Annotated in this window: 20 protein-coding genes; 11 read left to right on the plus strand and 9 right to left on the minus strand. The window is 69.8% G+C overall.

Annotated features, from left to right (window positions below; translation table 11 throughout):
- Positions 1-20: 20 nt before the first annotated feature.
- Positions 21-587 (plus strand): ATP-dependent zinc protease, encoded by a 567-nt coding sequence (locus tag OCT48_RS04885; protein WP_263591602.1) that lies wholly within the window; start codon positions 21-23, stop codon positions 585-587.
- A gap of 17 nt (positions 588-604) precedes the next feature.
- Here the strand turns inward: OCT48_RS04885 and OCT48_RS04890 are convergent, their stop codons facing one another.
- Positions 605-2,332 carry a M14 family metallopeptidase gene (locus OCT48_RS04890; protein WP_263591603.1) on the minus strand — a complete coding sequence of 576 codons (1,728 nt, stop codon included), beginning with the start codon at positions 2,330-2,332 and terminating at the stop codon, positions 605-607.
- A gap of 237 nt (positions 2,333-2,569) precedes the next feature.
- On the opposite strand from OCT48_RS04890, the gene OCT48_RS04895 reads away from it, so the two are divergent.
- From OCT48_RS04895 to OCT48_RS04910, 4 genes are all read left to right on the plus strand, one after another.
- Positions 2,570-3,169, plus strand: a complete 600-nt coding sequence (locus OCT48_RS04895; protein WP_263591604.1) for an O-methyltransferase — start codon at positions 2,570-2,572, stop codon at positions 3,167-3,169.
- A gap of 367 nt (positions 3,170-3,536) precedes the next feature.
- Complete coding sequence (locus OCT48_RS04900; RefSeq protein WP_263591605.1) at positions 3,537-4,898, plus strand: selenium-binding family protein; 1,362 nt, start codon at positions 3,537-3,539, stop codon at positions 4,896-4,898.
- A 119-nt stretch (positions 4,899-5,017) separates the two neighbouring features.
- On the plus strand, positions 5,018-5,386 hold the full coding sequence (locus OCT48_RS04905) for a thiol-disulfide oxidoreductase DCC family protein (RefSeq protein WP_263591606.1): 369 nt from the start codon (positions 5,018-5,020) through the stop codon (positions 5,384-5,386).
- 106 nt (positions 5,387-5,492) lie between these two features.
- Positions 5,493-5,915 (plus strand): MAPEG family protein, encoded by a 423-nt coding sequence (locus tag OCT48_RS04910; RefSeq protein ID WP_263591607.1) that lies wholly within the window; start codon positions 5,493-5,495, stop codon positions 5,913-5,915.
- A gap of 4 nt (positions 5,916-5,919) precedes the next feature.
- Here OCT48_RS04910 and OCT48_RS04915 read toward each other — a convergent pair whose 3' ends face one another.
- Positions 5,920-6,846: a LysR family transcriptional regulator gene (locus OCT48_RS04915; protein WP_263591608.1), complete on the minus strand. Its 927-nt coding sequence runs from the start codon at positions 6,844-6,846 to the stop codon at positions 5,920-5,922.
- A 139-nt stretch (positions 6,847-6,985) separates the two neighbouring features.
- On the opposite strand from OCT48_RS04915, the gene OCT48_RS04920 reads away from it, so the two are divergent.
- Positions 6,986-7,282 carry a DUF2798 domain-containing protein gene (locus tag OCT48_RS04920; protein WP_263591609.1) on the plus strand — a complete coding sequence of 99 codons (297 nt, stop codon included), beginning with the start codon at positions 6,986-6,988 and terminating at the stop codon, positions 7,280-7,282.
- Between the two features lie 67 nt (positions 7,283-7,349).
- Here the strand turns inward: OCT48_RS04920 and OCT48_RS04925 are convergent, their stop codons facing one another.
- On the minus strand, positions 7,350-7,940 hold the full coding sequence (locus OCT48_RS04925; protein ID WP_263591610.1) for an NADPH-dependent FMN reductase: 591 nt from the start codon (positions 7,938-7,940) through the stop codon (positions 7,350-7,352).
- 215 nt (positions 7,941-8,155) lie between these two features.
- On the opposite strand from OCT48_RS04925, the gene OCT48_RS04930 reads away from it, so the two are divergent.
- Entirely contained in the window at positions 8,156-8,914 is a 759-nt protein-coding gene (locus OCT48_RS04930) for a VIT1/CCC1 transporter family protein (RefSeq protein ID WP_263591611.1), read from the plus strand.
- A 24-nt stretch (positions 8,915-8,938) separates the two neighbouring features.
- Here the strand turns inward: OCT48_RS04930 and OCT48_RS04935 are convergent, their stop codons facing one another.
- Positions 8,939-10,063 carry a histone deacetylase gene (locus OCT48_RS04935; protein ID WP_263591612.1) on the minus strand — a complete coding sequence of 375 codons (1,125 nt, stop codon included), beginning with the start codon at positions 10,061-10,063 and terminating at the stop codon, positions 8,939-8,941.
- Between the two features lie 225 nt (positions 10,064-10,288).
- Here OCT48_RS04935 and OCT48_RS04940 point away from each other — a divergent pair, with 225 nt between their 5' ends.
- Positions 10,289-10,726, plus strand: a complete 438-nt coding sequence (locus tag OCT48_RS04940; protein WP_263591613.1) for a nucleoside deaminase — start codon at positions 10,289-10,291, stop codon at positions 10,724-10,726.
- Between the two features lie 11 nt (positions 10,727-10,737).
- A complete protein-coding gene (locus OCT48_RS04945) occupies positions 10,738-11,859 on the plus strand; it encodes a CapA family protein (protein ID WP_263591614.1) in 1,122 nt (373 codons plus the stop codon).
- 107 nt (positions 11,860-11,966) lie between these two features.
- On the opposite strand, the gene OCT48_RS04950 is transcribed toward OCT48_RS04945, so the two are convergent.
- Positions 11,967-12,911 carry a 2-dehydropantoate 2-reductase gene (locus OCT48_RS04950; protein ID WP_263591615.1) on the minus strand — a complete coding sequence of 315 codons (945 nt, stop codon included), beginning with the start codon at positions 12,909-12,911 and terminating at the stop codon, positions 11,967-11,969.
- A 155-nt stretch (positions 12,912-13,066) separates the two neighbouring features.
- Here OCT48_RS04950 and OCT48_RS04955 point away from each other — a divergent pair, with 155 nt between their 5' ends.
- On the plus strand, positions 13,067-13,408 hold the full coding sequence (locus tag OCT48_RS04955; RefSeq protein WP_263591616.1) for a zinc ribbon domain-containing protein YjdM: 342 nt from the start codon (positions 13,067-13,069) through the stop codon (positions 13,406-13,408).
- A gap of 3 nt (positions 13,409-13,411) precedes the next feature.
- On the opposite strand, the gene OCT48_RS04960 is transcribed toward OCT48_RS04955, so the two are convergent.
- Positions 13,412-14,314: a complex I NDUFA9 subunit family protein gene (locus tag OCT48_RS04960; protein ID WP_263591617.1), complete on the minus strand. Its 903-nt coding sequence runs from the start codon at positions 14,312-14,314 to the stop codon at positions 13,412-13,414.
- Positions 14,315-14,534: 220 nt separating this feature from the next.
- Between OCT48_RS04960 and OCT48_RS04965 the strand changes: the two genes are divergently transcribed.
- The gene (locus OCT48_RS04965; protein WP_263591618.1) at positions 14,535-15,149 is read left to right on the plus strand and encodes a TetR/AcrR family transcriptional regulator; all 615 of its coding nucleotides are present in this window, start codon (positions 14,535-14,537) and stop codon (positions 15,147-15,149) included.
- Positions 15,150-15,169: 20 nt separating this feature from the next.
- Here the strand turns inward: OCT48_RS04965 and OCT48_RS04970 are convergent, their stop codons facing one another.
- From OCT48_RS04970 to OCT48_RS04980, 3 genes are all read right to left on the minus strand, one after another.
- Positions 15,170-15,874, minus strand: coding sequence for a hypothetical protein (locus OCT48_RS04970; RefSeq protein ID WP_263591619.1), 705 nt, complete (start codon positions 15,872-15,874; stop codon positions 15,170-15,172).
- A gap of 66 nt (positions 15,875-15,940) precedes the next feature.
- A complete protein-coding gene (locus OCT48_RS04975) occupies positions 15,941-16,183 on the minus strand; it encodes a hypothetical protein (protein WP_263591620.1) in 243 nt (80 codons plus the stop codon).
- 55 nt (positions 16,184-16,238) lie between these two features.
- On the minus strand, positions 16,239-16,904 hold the full coding sequence (locus tag OCT48_RS04980; RefSeq protein ID WP_263591621.1) for a hypothetical protein: 666 nt from the start codon (positions 16,902-16,904) through the stop codon (positions 16,239-16,241).
- Between the last annotated feature and the right edge of the window lie 10 nt (positions 16,905-16,914).

Below are 16,914 nucleotides of genomic sequence, written 5' to 3' on the forward strand. Positions count from 1 at the left end.
GCGTTTTCCGAGGAGCCGGAATGAGAACCGCCCTGCGACACGCCCTGATCCCCCTGCTGGGGGCCTGCCTGCTGAACGGCACCGCCGCCGCCGACGACGAGCCCGAGGTGTATGGCTGGGTCGAGAAGACCACCATCGAACCCTGGGGCGTGGAGCTGAAGGCCAAGCTCGACAGCGGCGCGCTGACGTCCTCCATGCAGGCCGAGCACATCGAGGAGTTCGAGCGCGATGGCGAGGAGTGGGTGCGCTTCGAGATCGAGGTCGAGGACGAGGCCACCGGCGAGGTGGTGGCCAAGCAGTTCGAGCGAGAGGTCTATCGCCGGCTGATCCTCACCGGCGCCGGCGGCAAGGACCGTCGCCCGGCGGTACTGTTGACGATCTGCATGGGGGATACCCGCTACCAGGAGCAGTTCAGCCTCGAGAATCGTGATGACATGAACTATCCGGTGCTGCTGGGACGGCGTGTCATCCAGGACCTGGGGCTGCTCGACGTCACCCGGACCTTCACGCACTCGCCCGAGTGCGACGAGGACTCGCCGCTCATGGAACATGCCGACAAGGAGTACGACGAGGACATCGGCATCTAGCCTTGGGGGCCGGCCGGCTAGCGGATGTCTTCGACCGGAAGCCGGCGCGTGATGCCGCCCAGCCGCGGGCTCTCGACGCGCACCGTCACCTCGCCTTCCCCCTCGATCAGCCAGCGCGCCCGGGCCTGATGGCTGTTGCCCCGGGAGCGCTGGAACCAGGGCATATGCGCGGCATCGCCCTGGCCGCGCCCCCAGCCGTCGAGGTGGCCCAGTTCCTGGCGGGCCTGGCTGGAGACGTGCAGGCGGCAGCCCAGCGGGCTCGCCCAGGCCACCACGCCGCCGTTCCAGGGCCGCTTGCGCGCCGCCTGCACGCCATGCGTCGGCAGGTAGCCGTGATTGGCGGCCGTCAGCTCCAGCAGGTGCTGACGGGGCCCCAGCGGGGTCAGGTTCAGGTGCTCGATCACCAGCCGCGGCAGCATGGCGGCCACCCGCAGCCAGTAGGCGACCAGGGCGTCGCAGAGCCCGGGCAGCGCCTCGGGGGGCGGATTCCAGAGCCCGCAGACCGGGTCCAGGCCGCCGACCTCCACCTGCCCCAACTGGGGGTGCACCAGCGGCCGCCAGTCGCCGAACAGCCGCCGCCGGTTCTCGCTGAGGTCCCAGCGGGCCAGCCCCTCCAGCGCCTCGCGGTCGAAGCTCGTGTAGTGGTCGATGAAGCGCGCGGGAGCGGGCCGTCCGAGCCGGCGGAACAGGTCCCAGAGCTCGCAGACGATCGCCACGCAGCCCCGCTGGTGGTAGGCGAAATCGATCAGGTCGCCGTGCAGCGGGGTCTCGGGCTCGTAGCAGAACTCCTCGAAGCTGCTCACCGTGGGGTAGCCGACTCGGGCCTCGCCCCAGTCGGCGAGCTGGCGATAGAGCGCCAGGTCGGCCGGGGCCATCCGGCTGTCCGGGCCGTGGGAGAGGGGGCGGATGAAGACCCCGCCGAAGGTGTGCAGGTTCAGCCAGGCGTAGAGGTTGGGGTGGTGCAGGGCGAAGTCGATGACGGCGTGGGTCTCCGGCTCGGCGCCGGGCCGCTGGCCGGCGCCGAGCTGTTCGGGCTCCGGCTGCCAGCCCCAGGGAAACTGGCGGTTGAAGTCGGGGGTATCGGCCAGCCAGTCCGGCTCGGGGATCGTCTGGCCATCCCAGTGTTCGATGGCGCCCTCCGGGTAGAGTCGCCAGTAGGGCGGCGGATCGTCCACCCGGCGCGGCAGCATCAGCCCGGGGTAGCAGGCCGAGGCCACGAAGTCGCCGGCCGGATCGGCCTGGCGCAGGTAGCGGCAGCGGCCGTCGCCGTCGAGGTCCTGGGCATACCAGCGGGGCCGCTCGGGGCTGTCGGAATGGCGGCGCGGTACCGAGCGCACGAAGCCGCCTTGGGTCAGCACCTGCTCGGCCCCGTCGGGCGAGACCCGGGGGCAGATGTAGAACAGCACCTCGCGCAGGGCCTCGCGCTGCGGCTCGGGCCAGTCGTCGGCCAGCGCCTCGGAGTCGAGGTGCAGGGCGAGGACGGCCTCGGCGATGGCCAGGGCGACGCTGGAGCCGGCCAGCTCGGTGCCGTGCATGTTGCCATCCACCCAGACGCCGGGGCGCCGGCGGTCGGGCTCCGGGCCGATGGTCAGCACCCAGATCTCGCGGCCCTGTGGTGTCGTGCCGATGCTGCGAAGGTGGGCGAGCTCGGGGTGAGCCTCGGCCCAGGCCTCGAGCTGGCGGCCGAGTGCCTTGTGGCTCAGGTACTCATGGCGAAAACGGCCATCCTGGTGAGGCTGGGGCATGCCGGGACCTCGGTGAGTGAATGCTTACCTGAGTATGCGCCAAGCCGGCGACGGGGGAGAAATCGCGCTCGTCGGCGGCGCATCGCTGGCCTGGCTCGTGACGAGCGAATCGCCGCCCCGAGCGTGGCGCTCCGCCGGGGCCGGGCGGCATCCATGGGAACATGGCGCCGGATTCGGTTGTCTCGACATGGAAGACGCCATGTACGACCACCATCCGGTTTGCCAAGGGAGCAGGCGATGCACGAACCCGGAACCCTGTCGGCCGTGAAGGCCGAGCTGGAGGCCTTCGGCGCGGCCAACGACCAGGCCGTCGGCGAGGGTCACGAGCGAATGCTCAACATCACGCCGGCCACCGGCGAATTCCTCGGTGTGCTGGTCCGGGCCACTGGCGCCCGGCAGATCCTCGAGGTCGGCACCTCCAACGGCTACTCCACCCTATGGCTCGCCGAGGCGGCACTGGCCACCGGCGGTCGGGTCACCACCGTGGAGTGGGCCACCGACAAGTGGGTGAAGGCCGGGGAGAACTTCGCGGCCGCCGGCGTGGACGGGGTGATCGAGTCCCTGCATGCCGATGCCGAGAAGGTGCTCGAACGCCAGGACGAGGCCTCGCTGGACCTGATCTTCCTCGACGCCGACCGTGCCCGCTATCCGGGGTGGTGGCCGATGCTGCGGCGCGTGTTGTGCCCGGGGGGGCTGCTGGTGATGGACAACGCCACCTCCCATGCCGAGCAGGTCGCGCCCTTCGTCGCGCTGGTGGAGGACGACCCGGCCTTCGTCTCCAGCCTGGTCCCGGTGGGCAAGGGCGAGTTGCTGGCCACCCGGGTCCCCTCGCCTTGACGGCGGCGAGGCAGCGCTGTGGCGTTGCCCGTTGCGCGGGCGATGCCTGCCCACGGGGCTGTTGCGGCTGGCTCGTCTGGCCAGGTCTCCGGCCATCCCGCGGTCATCGCCCCCCAGGTACCGGTCGGTGCACTGGTCAGGGCGGCGGCTGGTGCCTAGGGTGAAAGCGAGGGACTTCTCCCGACGGGGAAGTGCCGGGGGCTCGCCACGGTGACCGCGGTGCGGTCTGCCCGGGTGGCCGAGGTGAGCATGGCATCATTCCATCGACACGCAGACTGGGTGCCTTTGCGCCTCACGATCGCCTTGTCGGCCGCCAGCACGCGACCCGAGCCTGGACGCATGGGCCCCGGTAGCAAGTGAGGTTCACATGGAACCCGACACCGCAAATGGCCCGAATCGCGAGACGCTGTCCAAGCGGGTGTACCAGGGTCGGGTCCGCCCGCCCATCACCGGCTGGGCCGCCACACTGGCCCTGAGCGTCCTGGCGAGCGGCGCGGCGCTGGCCGATGCGGGGGAGGCGAGCGTCCCGCGAGAAACCTTCCTCTATGTGGTCGCCATCGACGCCAGCGAGGGCGAGCATCCGGACATGCTCGCCCTGGTGGGCGCCGATCCGCAACAGCCGGCGACCTACGGGAAGATCTTCGAGGTCCGCTCGCTGCCCGAGGTGGGGGACAACGTCCACCATTGGGGCTACTCGCTGGACCAGGAACGGCTGCTGATCCCGGGGCTGTTCTCCGATCGCTTCCATGTCTTCGACGTGGCCGAGGATCCCCGCGATCCCACCCTGGTTCGCCAGGAGGATGGGCTGCGCCGGGAGAGCGGCTATATGGCCCCACATACGGTCACCCCCCTCGAGGGAGGGGTGGCCCTGGTATCGATGCTTGGCGCCGACACCCCCAGCAGCGGACCCGGGGGCCTGGTGCTGATCGACGACGAGACCGCGGCATTCCAGCGGCACTTCGGGCCGGGCCCCGAGCGGGCGCCCAACGAGGGCGGCCCGGAGTACATGTACGATATCGCCATGAAGCCGGCCCTCGACCGCCTTGTGACCACCACCTGGGGCTACCCGGACGACGTGCTGACGCATCCCTATGCCCCCAACGGCGACAGCGTGGCCGTCTGGGACCTGGACGAGGAGACGGTCATCCAGGTGGTGAGCCTGGGCGAGGGGGCGGGCGCCACGGAGGCCGACTGGCTGCATGCGCCGGAGTCCCGCTACGGCTATACCATCGGCACCGGCGGCGGCGCCTGGCTGTGGGAAGACGAGGATGGCAACGGGCGCCTGGACTTTCACCAGGTGCTGAGCGGCCTGGGATTGCCCTGCGACATGACGATCTCCTCCGACGATCGTTACCTGTTCATCGCCAACTGGTTCAGCGACAGCATCCAGCAGTACGATATCCGCGATCCCTATGCGCCCGCCCTGGTGGGCGAGGCCGCGGTACCGCATCCCTGCATGATGCGCCTGAGCCCGGATGACGAGCGGCTCTATGTCACCAACTCGGTGCTCAGCACCCTGGACGCCGACCCCGAGTTCGGCCCGCGCAACGACGCCTACGGCATCTACCTGCTCGAGGTGGATGGCCAGGGCGGGCTGTCGCATGTCACGGAGGACGGCAGCGCCTGGGCGGACTTCACCCAGGTGTCCCGGGAGGGCGCTACCGGGCCGGCGGGGCCGCACATGGTCCTGTTCGATCCCGGCGTGCCGATCGAGGCCGGGCACCACTGAGGCCACCCGGGCGAGACGGCCCCGCTGTCTCGTCCGGGCGGCGAGGGACGGGGGAGCGGTGGCCGCCTGCCACCCACCACCACCTGGACCGCCCGTGAGCCCCTTACCGTGAGGAGACCATGACCGACCAGTCCACCGTGAAGGTCTACTACGACGCCGTCTGCCCCATCTGCCGGCGCGAGCGGCGCCGCTACGAGCGGCTGGCCGGCGGGTCACCCGACGTGGAGTGGGTCGACGTCACGAGCCACGAGGCCCACCTGCGCGAGCGGGGCATCGACCCGCGCGACGCCCTGCATTCGCTGTATGTCGAGGATGAGCAGGGACGGCTGTGTGACGGCCTGGATGCCTATATCCTGCTGATGCGCCGCGTGCCCGTGCTCAGGCCCCTGGCCTGGCTGATCGGCCTGCCGGGCCTCAAGCCCCTGCTGGCCCGGGGCTATCGCCACTGGGTCCGGCGTCGCCTGGCCCGGGAGGGCCGGCTGGACTGAGGCTCGTCCGGCCGTGGCCAGGCCGCCGGACCGGGACCCAGCCGCCGGACGGCTGGTGCCACCCATCCCCCGCCTGGTTTCGAGAACTCACACCCGGGAAGGCGCCATGCCCCTTATCCTGCAGGTCCTGTTCGTCGTCTCGCTGCTGCCGATCCTGCTGGCCTGGATCGGCGCCCTGTATCGTGTGCGCCAACTCGGGCGGCTCGACAACCACCATCCGCGGGCCCAGCAGGCGCGCCTCACGGGCGTGGGCGCCCGGGTGAATGCCGCCCAGGCCAACGCCTGGGAGTCGCTGGCGGTGTTTGCCGCGGTCTGCGTCATCGCCGTCGGCAGCGGGCTGGACCTCGAGGGCCTCGACGGGGCGGCGTGGCTGTTCCTGGCTTGTCGACTGCTGCATCCGTTGCTCTATGCGGCCAACCTCGCCTGGTGGCGCTCCGGTGTCTATGCGGCCGGCATGGCCGCCTGCCTCTACATCGTCTGGCGGGCGGCGAGCCAGGGCACGGGCAGCACGGTCGTCCTCCTGGGGTAGGCGCCTAGCGTGGTCGCCAGCGAGGCGGCATTTGCTCGACCAGGTAGTCCATGAAGGCCTTCACCTTGGGGGTGAACTCGTGGCGATCCCTGACGCACAGGTAGATATCCATGGGTTCCGACACGGCGTGGACCCCGTCGCTGCCGGGGTCCTCGAACAGCGGCACCAGGCGCCCCTGGTCGATATGGGGCCGGGCGATGAAGTCGGCCAGGCGGGTGATGCCGCCCCCGGCGAGGGCCATCTGGGTCAGCACGTCGATGTCGTCGCTGATCATGGCGGCCTTGACGTCCGGCTCGAAGCGCACCCCGTCGCGAATGAAGCCCCAGCTCATGAAGCGGCCATCCCGCGGGAAGCGGAAGGCCAGGCAGTCGTGCTGGCGGAGTTCCTCCGGTGCCCGGGGATGCCCCGCCTTCGCCAGGTAGGCCGGCGAGGCGCAGAACAGGAAGGGCAGGGAGGCGATGCGCCGGGCCACCAGGCCTTCCTCCAGCTGGGGCGTGAAGCGGATGCTGACGTCGAGGTGCTCGCGGATATGGTCGACGCTGCGGTCGGTGGTGACGATCTCCAGGGAAAGGTGCGGGAAGCGAGCGTTGAACCCCGGCATCAGCGGTGCCAGGACATGGCGGCCGAAGGCGGCGGTGGAGGCGACCCGCAGGCGGCCGCGCGGTTCCGCCTGCAGCGAGGAGATGGCGTCATGGGCCCGTTCGATGTCCCGGGCGATATGCCTGACGCGCTGGTAGTAGAGCGCCCCGCTGTCGGTCAGCGACATGCTCCGCGTGGTGCGCGTCAGCAGCCGCACCCCCAGCGAGGCCTCCAGGCGGGCGATGCCCTGGCTGGCCGCGGCGGGGCTGATGCCCAGCCGCTTGGCGCCGGCGGCGATGCTGCCGGCCTCCACGGCCTTCACGAAGCTTTCGATGGCGCGCAGGGTATCCATTGGTGATCTCGAACAATCTTGCGGCGGATTCGTAAATAAACATTGATAGTGAAGCAAGCCGCCGCTGTCTACAGGAGATCCTGAGCGGGCGCTAGGCTGTGGCTGTCTCGAAACCGGACACACAACGAGGAGTCATGCCATGACAACGACGACCCGGCGCCAGGGGACGGCGTCACGCGACTCGGGCAAACGTCGCGCTGGGCTGCCGCGGCGTCTCGCCCCGCTGGTCTTTGCCTTCTACATGTCGGCGCTGATGACGCTGTTGATGAGCCTGGTGATCACGGCGGTGAACGGGGGCGTGGGCCCCGACTATCTGGCGGCCGTGGCCCGGGCCTATGTGCGGGCCATGCCGGTGGCCTTCGCCGGGGTGCTGATGGTCAGGCCGCTGGTGAGCCGACTGGTGGCCTGGACGATCGCCGAGGAGCGGGACCGTTAATCAGACTCGGCGAGGGCCTTGTCCCGCGGCGGCCCGCGATGCTCACGCCCCGCGGGACAGTCGGGGCTCAGTGTCTCTGCAGGCGCTGCAGGTCCTCCACCAGCCGTCGGCAGATGGCGTCCAGCTTGTCGCGATGGGCATCGCTTGCCAGCTGGCCATTTTCGCCGAAGGCATCTCCCGCCCGGGCCACGGCCAGCTGGTCCGGCAGCACCGTGACACCGATATTGCCGAGCAGCTGGCGAATCAGCGCCAGGCTGCGGATGCCGCCGAGACCGCCCGGCGAGGCGGAGACCACCGCGGCGAGGCGTCCCTGGAACAGCGCCAGGCCGCTCTCGCCCTCATGGGGGCGGGTGAGCCAGTCGATGGTGTTCTTGAGCAGCGGGGTGATGAAGCCGTTGTATTCCGGTGAGGCGATCATCAGCCCCTGGTGTTCGGCGAGCACCCCGCGCAGGGTCACGGCCCTCTCGGGCAGGCCCTCGGCGGTCTCCAGGTCGCCGTTGTACAGCGGCATGGGGTAGTCGTTCAGGTCGATGAAGGTCGGCCTGCCGCCGTGAGCCTCGATGCGCTCGGCGGCGAGCCGCGCCAGGCGCTTGTTGAACGAGGCCTCCCGGCTGCTGCCGGCGAAGACCAGGATACGGGGGGATGGTCGCTCGGTCATGGATGGCACTCCTCGCTTGCCCTTGGGTGGTCTCGATCTTCCGGGTTTCGGCGCCCCGGCTCAACCGTCGAGGGTCGTCTGCGCGGGGCCTATGCTCAGGGGAGCGCGCAAGGCTTTCGCCGGAGCTGTCCCCTGTCGACCGGCTGGACAGGCGAAACGCCCCTGACGACGCTGCAATGAGCGGGGCAGGGTCCCGCGTGGCGGAGGAAGATATCATGAAGCGCAGCAAGCAGCAGGCGCTGAAGGAGCACCACGACCCCGAGGCGATCCGCCGTCGACTCGAGGCACCGTCCCGTGCCCAGAGCACGCCGGATGCCATCCTGGGGGCCATCGACGGTTGCGTGACCACCTTCGCGGTGGTCTCGGGAGCCTTCGGCGCCGGCTTCTCGGCCCGCGTGGCGCTGGTGCTGGGCTTCGCCAACCTGCTGGCCGACGGCTTCAGCATGGCGATCAGCAACTACGAGGCGGTCCAGGCGCAGCGCGAGGGCGTGGAGCGCGCCCGGGAGCGCGAGCGCGAGCATATCGACCTGGTGCCCGAGGGCGAGCGGGAGGAGATCCGCCAGATCTATGCCCGCAAGGGCTTCGAGGGGGAGGTCCTGCAGCAGGTGGTGGAGACCATCAGCCGCGACCGGGAGGTATGGGTGGAGACCATGCTCACCGAGGAGCATGGCCTGCAGCGCGTCGCGCTGAGCCCGTGGCGCTCGGCGCTGGTGACCTTCCTGGCCTTCCTGGTGGTGGGGGCGATGCCCCTGGTGCCCTATGCATTGCCCGGTATCCTGCCCCTGCACCGCTTCCTCGCCAGCCTGGCGGTCGCCGCCTTCATGTTCCTGCTGATCGGCATGCTCAAGAGCCTGGTCTACCAGCGGCCGGTGTGGCAGTCGGGGCTGCGCACGCTGCTCATGGGGGGCGCGGCGGCGGGCCTGGCGTTCCTCACCGGCTATCTGGCACAGGCCTGGTTCGGCGTGGCGCTCTGAGCGGGCGGCTGATGCCGCCCTGCCTCATTGGGGAGCACCGCCACCGGCATCGCTGTCGATGATGAAGGCGTCGCGATGGAAGGCCGCTGCGGCCTGCACCTCGGAGAGGCCTCGGCTGCCGGGTTCGGGGGGAGGCGTTCCGGCGAGCACGGAGAGCACGCTATGGGCTCCCCGTGCCACCGATTCAAGGTTGTAGCCTCCTTCCAGCACGAAGGCCAGGCGCCCCTTGCAGTGGCGGCGTGCCAGAGCCTGGAGGAGGCCGGTCATGGCCCCGAAACCGTCGTAGGAAACATTGAGGGCCAGGTCCTGCCAATGGGCGTCGAACCCTGCCGAGACCAGGATCAGGTCGGGTTGGAACCAGTCCGCCGCCGGTGCCAGGATCTCTCGGAACGCCGTCAGGTAGGCTTCGTCACCGGTACCGCCGGGTACCGGCACGTTCACGGTGGTGCCCTCGCCGATGCCGGCACCGATCTCCTCGAGCCGGCCCGACCCCGGATAGAAGGGCGCGGCCCGGTGGATATCGAACAGCATCACGTCCGGGGAGGCCCAGAAGATCTCCTGGGTGCCGTTGCCGTGATGGGCATCCCAGTCGACGATCAACACCCGCTCACATCCCAGTTCCGACTGGGCGTGGGCGGCCGCTACCGCCACGTTGTTGAACAGGCAGAAGCCCCGGGCGCGCACCGGCTCGGCATGGTGACCGGGTGGCCGCACCAGGGCGAAGGCGCTCTCGGCGCGACCTTCGACCACCGCTTCGACGGCGGCGATGGCTGTGCCCGCCGCCACTCGAGCCGCCTCTATGCTGCCCGGCGAGACCGCGGTGGTGTCCACGTCAAGCCAGGTATTGGCCCCCTCCAGGCTGAAGATATCGCTCAGGAAGGAGGTCGTGTGCACCCTGGCGAGTTGCTCATGGGATGCCTCCCGGCCCGCCTCGAAGACCAGGCCGGGTATTGGCTCCCTCTCGAGCAGCTCGCGGATCGCCGTGAGGCGTGCGGGGTGCTCCGGGTATTTCCAGGGGATGGAGAGCCCGGCGAGCAGCTGGCGGATACGGCGATCCATGCGGTTGGGCAGAAAAGGAACATCGATATTCGGCTGATGCAACAGCATTCGTTCATCGTAGAAGGCGATTACTTTGGTCTGGTCGGCCACGGTCAAGCTCCTGGGGGCATGGTGTCATCCAGCCTTTAGCATAGTCGCTATCGATGGGGAGCCTCGCAACCGGCAACGCCACGGAGGGGGCCGTGGCGTTGCTGATGGGGGGACGCTCGGTCGTGCGCTGGCGCTCGTCGTCGCGGGGTGAGGTCGGACGGGACTGGTCGCCCCGGGATGGCCGGCGTAGGCTGATGCGCAAGCCAACGCAACGGAGAGCGTGACATGGAACACTTCATGAAGGCCGCCCTGAACGAGGCGCGCGATGGCCTCGCGGAGGGGGGCATTCCGATCGGCTCCGTCCTGGTGCACCAGGGAGTGATCCTCGGCAGAGGCCACAACCGCCGCGTGCAACTGGGCAGTGCGGTGCTGCACGGCGAGATGGATGCCCTGGACAACGCCGGCCGGCAGCCGGCGGCGATCTATCGCGATTCGACCCTCTACACCACGCTCTCGCCCTGCGCGATGTGCACGGGCGCCATCCTGCTCTACGGCATTCCCCGGGTGGTGATCGGCGAGAACCGCACCTTCCTGGGCGAGGAGGCCCTGCTGCGGGAGCGCGGCGTCGAGGTCGAGGTGCTGCAGGATCCGGAGTGCATCGCGTTGATGGAGCGCTTCATCGCCACCTCCCCCGAGCTGTGGCACGAGGATATCGGCGAGTAGGAGACGAAGGAATGGCGACCTCGTCCGACCTCAGCCTGTGGCTGACCGGTGATGTGATGACCGGGCGCGGCATCGATCAGATCCTGCCCCACCCCGGGGATCCCCGACTGTACGAAGGCTACATGGATTCGGCCGAGGGCTATGTGCGCCTGGCCGAGACGGCCCATGGGCCCATCCCCTATCCGGTCGACTTCGCCTATGTGTGGGGCGATGCCCTGGCGGCATTGGCCGAACAGGCCCCGGACCTGCGGTTGATCAACCTGGAGACCGCGGTCACCACCAGCGAGGCCGCCGAGCCCAAGGGCATCAACTACCGCATGCACCCCGATAACCTGCCGGTACTGGCGGCGGCGGGCGTGGATGCCTGCGCCCTGGCCAACAACCACGTGCTGGACTGGGGAGAGGCCGGCCTGCTGGAGACCCTCGAGGCCCTGGAGGCGGCGGGCCTGCGGCATGTCGGTGCCGGGCGGGAGCGCGACGAGGCCACGGCGCCACTCTGCCTGTCGACGCCAGCTGGGCGGGTGCGCCTGCTGTCCCTGGGCCTGCCGAACAGTGGCGTGCCGGAGCGCTGGGAGGCCACCTCCTCTCGGCCCGGGATCAACCTGCTGCGGCGTCCGGGCGATGCCGGCGTTCGCGAGGTGGCTCGCCGGATCCGGCGGCGTCCGCCGGGGGAACTGGCCATCGTTTCCCTGCACTGGGGCGGCAACTGGGGCTATGCCCTCCCGGCCCAGCACCGCGCCTTCGCCCAGCGGCTGATCGACGACGCCGGCGTCGACCTGATGTGGGGGCACTCCTCCCACCATCCACTGGGCATCGAGGTCCACCATGGCAAGCTCATCCTCTACGGCTGCGGTGACCTGATCAACGACTATGAGGGCATCGGCGGGCACGAGAGCTACCGGGGCGATCTGGTGCTGCTGTATTTCCCCGTGCTGTGTCATGCCGATGGCCGACTGCAATCGCTGACCATGGTGCCCATGCGGCTGCACCGCTTCCGCCTCGAGCGGGCCGACGAGGAGGCGACGCGCTGGCTGTGCCGGGTGCTCGACCGGGAAAGCCGTCCCCTGGGCGCCCGGGTTCGGCTCGACAAGCGGGAGCGACTGGTGCTGGACTGGCCGGGGAGCGGCGAGTGAGGGGCGAGCGAGGCGCCTGACTCGCACAAGCGGCGAGTGGCGGGCCGCGCCAGACGGTAGTGGGCCCCGGGCCTTGCCGGGGCGCTGGCGGCCCGCCGTCGATGACGCTACCAGGTCTCGGCCTTGGCGCCGCGGGCGGAGTTCTCCTGGGGCAGCAGGGCGGCATGGATCATGGCATTGACCGGGGTCGCCACCCCGGCGGCCCGACCCAGGCGCACCACGGCACCGTTCTGGGCTTCCAGCTCCGAGGGGCGCCCCTCCATGATGTCGCGCTGCATGGAGGCGGTGCTCTGGGCCGGCAACTCGTCGATGAAGGTCAGGGCCCGCTCGACGGCATCCGCCGGCAGGGCCACGCCACGGGCCCGGGCCACCGTCTCGATCTCGGCGAGGATCCGCTCGATCAGCTCGCGAGTCTCCGGCAGCTGGCGGGTCACCCCCAGCGGGGCGCGGGTGATGGCGCCGATGCCGCTCATGGCACAGATGAACAGGAACTTGCTCCATACCGCCACCTCGATGTCCTCGGGCATCTCGGCGTGGACGCCGATGGCGCGGTCGAAGCTGGCCTTGAGGCGCTCGGCGCCGGCCCGTTGCGCGGGCAGGCGTGTCCCGAAGCGCACGAAGGGGTCGACCCCGGCATGGCGGATCAGCCCCGGTGCCTCCCGCCAGGCGAGGATGCCGCACAGGCCGTCCAGGACCGCCGTCTCGCCGAGCACCTCGCTCAGGATATCGGCGGCCTCCACGCCGTTCTCCAGGGGCAGCACCAGGGTATCCGGACCGACCAGCGGGCGGATGGCCTCGGCGGCGGTCGGCACCTGCCAGGCCTTGACCGCCAGGAGCACCACGTCGACCACGCCGATCTCGGCCGGGTCGTCGGTGGCGCTGGCCGGGGCGATGGCGACATCCCCCTTGATGCTGACGACCCGCAGGCCGTCACGGCGGATCGCCGCCAGGTGCTCGCCGCGGGCGATGAAGGTGACATCCTCGCCGGCCTCGGCCAAGCGGGCACCGAAGTAGCCCCCCACGCCGCCGCTTCCCATGATTGCGAATCTCATCGGCATCCTCTCTGCTGCTGTTGGGCGTCCGGCCTTGGAGCATAGCCTGGCGTAGCCGTGCGGGCGACCGTCGGCTTGCCCGGGCCGGCGGTGGTGCCGTCGCGTTCCAGGGTGTAGGCTTGCCGGCTTTCCTCAGCTCCCACAGGACCCGCCCGATGAGCGAGATGCCCCAGTGCCCCGCCTGTGCCTCCAGCTTCACCTACGACGACGGCCTCCAGTACGTGTGCCCGGAATGCGGCCACGAGTGGTCCCAGGATGTCGCCCAGGCGTTGGCGGAGGACGAGGCGACGATCCGCGACGCCAACGGCAATGTCCTTGATGACGGTGACACCGTCACCGTCATCAAGGACCTCAAGATCAAGGGTTCCTCCTCGGTGGTGAAGGTCGGCACCAAGGTCAAGAACATCCGGCTGGTCGACGGTGACCATGATATCGATTGCAGGATCGATGGCATCGGTGCCATGAAGCTGAAGTCGGCGTTCGTCAAGAAGGCCTGAGACTCAGTCCGTCGGCAGGCAGGCCGGCAGGGCCTCGCGCAGGGACCGGGCGTCGAGGCCCAGGTCGGCGAAGGTGCCCACGCCGTCGCCGACCACGTTGTCGCGCTGCATGAGCAGGACCTGGTCGCGGGTCAGCGGTGGGCTCGGCAGCGGCGAGGCCAGCATCGCCAGCGCCCGCCAGGCCAGGAAGGGCACCGGGACCAGCGGCCGCTCCCGATGCAGGTGGCTCATCACCAGTGCCAGGATCTCGCGGTAGCTCAGCACATCGGCCCCGCCCAGTTCGAACAGCCGCCGCCGCGGCGCGTCGGCGCCGGTCAGGTGGGCGATGGCCCGTGCCGCGTCCACCACGTGCACCGGTTGCAGGCGCGTCTCGCCACGGCCGAACAGCGGAATCGCCGGCAGTCGCGTGAGCCGGGCCAGGGTGGCGAGGAAGGCGTCCTCGGGGCCATACAGCACGCTGGGCCGCAGGATGATGGCCTTGGGCATGGCGTCGAGCACCGCGGCCTCACCCCGTGCCCGGGCCCGCACATAGGCCGAGGGCGAGCGGCTGTCGGCGCCGATGCCCGAGAGCTGCACCAGCCGGGCCACGCCGGCCTCCCGAGCCAGTCGCGCCAGGCGCCCGGCCCCCTCCACATGGATGGTCTCGAAGCGCAGCCGGCGGGTCTCGACGTAGAGGCTGACCGCATTGACCACCGCGCCGGCGCCCGCCACCGCCGCGGCCACCTCCACGTCGTCACGGATATCGGCGGCGACGATCTCCAGGGGGTCGCCGGGCTCGACCCCGTCCGGCCTCACCGGTCGCCGGGCGACCAGGCGCACCGGCCGGCCGAGCTCCACCAGCTCGCGCACCAGGGTGGCGCCGAGAAAGCCGGTGCCACCGAACACCGTGATCGGCTTGTCGGGCATGAAGATCTCCCGCCGGACTGGACGTGGTTGGGTCGAGCGTCGCCACGCCGGGCGTCGCCATGCGGTCGCCGACACCTGGCGAAACGTCCCCGAGGATACCCCGTGTCGGTGGCCCTGCCCACCGGCACGCCTGGGCGACGGGCCTCCCGTCGCCGCCCTCGGCGATTAGCGCCTATGGTAGTAACCAGACAAGTCCGAATGCGCCAGCGGAGGGATGGCCATGACCATGACACCCGTGCATGCCCGGCGGGACGATGCCCCGGACCGCCAGCTGGCCGACAGCCTGCTGTACACCGCGTTGCAGGTCGCCGAGGAGGTGGGCTGGCCGGCCGTGACCCTGACCGAGGTGGCCGCCCGGCTGGGGATTCCCGCCGCCCGCGTCCTCGATCACTACCGCGACCTGGATGACGTGGCCAATGCCTGGTTCCTGCGGGGCTGGCGGGCGATGCTCGCCGACACGCCCGGCGGCTTCGCCGACTGGCCGCCCCGCGAGCGTCTCGAGCACTGCCTGCTGGCCTGGCTCGATGCCCTGGCCGAGCACCGTCGGGTCACGATCCAGATGCTGCGCACCAAGGCGCATCTGCCGCATCCCCACACCTGGGTGCCGATGGTCTTCGACCTGTCGCGGACCATCCAGTGGTGGCGCCAGGCCGCCCATCTGGCGGCGCCCTACGGCAGTCGCCGCGCGCGGCTCGAGGAACTTGCCCTGACCGCGCTGTTCCTCGCGACCCTGCGCCACTGGGCCCGGGATGACACGCCCGGCCAGCACGATACCCGGCAGTACCTGCATCGCCGGCTGGCGTGTGGCAAGGCGCTGATGCCCTGGCTCGAGTAGCGGCCAGAAAGTGCGCGGGGTCACTCGCCTCGGCGGGCTCGGAACAGCGGGACGTCGGGGGGAGGGCGCTCGATCAGCCGTTCCGCCAGGGGCGTGCCGCTTGGCACCGGGGTCGCCTTGGCCACGGCGTCGGCCTGCCAGCCGTCGTCGGTGTCGTAGCCGACTCGCCTGGTGGTCCCCGATGGAAGGGGCAGGTAGATCCCCGCACCGAGTGACGCCTCGAGGTAGGTGCCCGGGCGGTAGCGGGAGGTGGCGAAGAAGACGAGAATGGCCGGGGAAGGGGCGAGCGCGACCGTGAGGGTGGGGGAGAGGTCGAAGGCGCAGTAGGGGGCCGGCTCCCCCTCGCCCCGCCTGGCCAGCCCGCAGGTATAGCGCGGGGCCCCCGAGGGGCTGTTGAAGTAGATGCCCGGCAACTCGCTGGAGGTGGTCGAGAGCGTCCCCGAGGCACTGACGTCGACCCGCTGGTGGCAGGCGACCGGCGTCTGGCTGCCGATGGCGATGGTCCGGTCGGGGGCAATGGACGTGGTGGCGATATAGCCGAGATCCGTCTCGGGAATCACCACCCGGATATTGGCCAGGTAATCCTCGCGGCACTGCCAGACCAGGGGCACGCCGCTACGGTTGGAACTCACGACCGGCAACAGGGCGAACAGCGCATAGTCCCCGGTCCTGAGGGATTCGAGAGTCGCGTTCGACAGCTGGATTTCCAGGCAGGTCTCCGACATGGGGGGCTCCCGGCGATGCGGCGGGCGCCCCGGAGGGCGCCCGTGGTGGCGAGGCGTCTGCCAGGTTCAGCCCCAGCGGCAGTAGAGGCTGTTGGGCAGGCCGTTGGTGACGGTCAGCTGCTGGCCGTTGATGCCCTCGACCCGATATGCCTGGTCGGGCGTCATGTCGATGCTCACCCGGGGGCGGGCGGCGATCTGGTAGCGCACCGGCCCGCCGACGTTGTGGCGATTCTCGAGCTCCAGGCTCTCGGCCAGCTGGCCCTCGGGGAAGACGTGCTGCGCTCCCGGGGCGATGCGAATTTCCGACATCAAGTGTCCTCCTCTGTGATGGGTCGGTCGGCAGTGCCGATCCGGCGTGGATGGCCTATGAGGTGATCAGCAGCGGTACCAGGGATTCCTGGGCTTTCACGGACTGGCCCCAGGACTGGCCGCCCCAGTCCCAGCCTTGGTTGATGTCGTAGGACACCGAGCGTGTCTGCTCTGAGGTCAGGTCGAGTAGTACCCCGGAGCTGTAGGCCTTGTAGATCACCGTGCCGGTGTTGACGGTGTTGCTGGCGAACATCAGCAGCACCTTCTCGATCGGTGCGATTACGTCCAGGTTCTTGCCGTATAGCGGGAAGGCACACATCGGCTTGGTGCTGCCACCGGTCTGCTGGGAGATCCCGCAGGTCCACTGGCTGGTGCCCAGGTTGCTGATCGAGATGGCGCTCGGTGTCCCCTCCTGCATCACCTCGACGGTGCCTTGCTGGCTGACCATCATGGTCTGTTCCAGGTCGATATCGGCGCTGGAGCTTGCATGGATCTTGCCGTTGGCGATGATCTCGTCGGTCGAGATGTAGGCCTGGTACTGCTCGTCCCAAGTGATCACGGTGTTGTCGAGAAAGGACGTGGACTGGAACCACACCAGCGGGGCCCCGCCCTGGTTCGCGGTCTTGACCGCCTTGAAGCCGTAGAGGGCGAAGCCGCCGTTCTTGAGCTTCTCGATGGTGTCGCTGTCCATGGAAATGCTGACTTGGTATTGCGTGGCCATGATGAACGTC

The organism is Halomonas sp. M4R1S46, from assembly GCF_025725685.1.
Lineage (GTDB): Bacteria > Pseudomonadota > Gammaproteobacteria > Pseudomonadales > Halomonadaceae > Halomonas.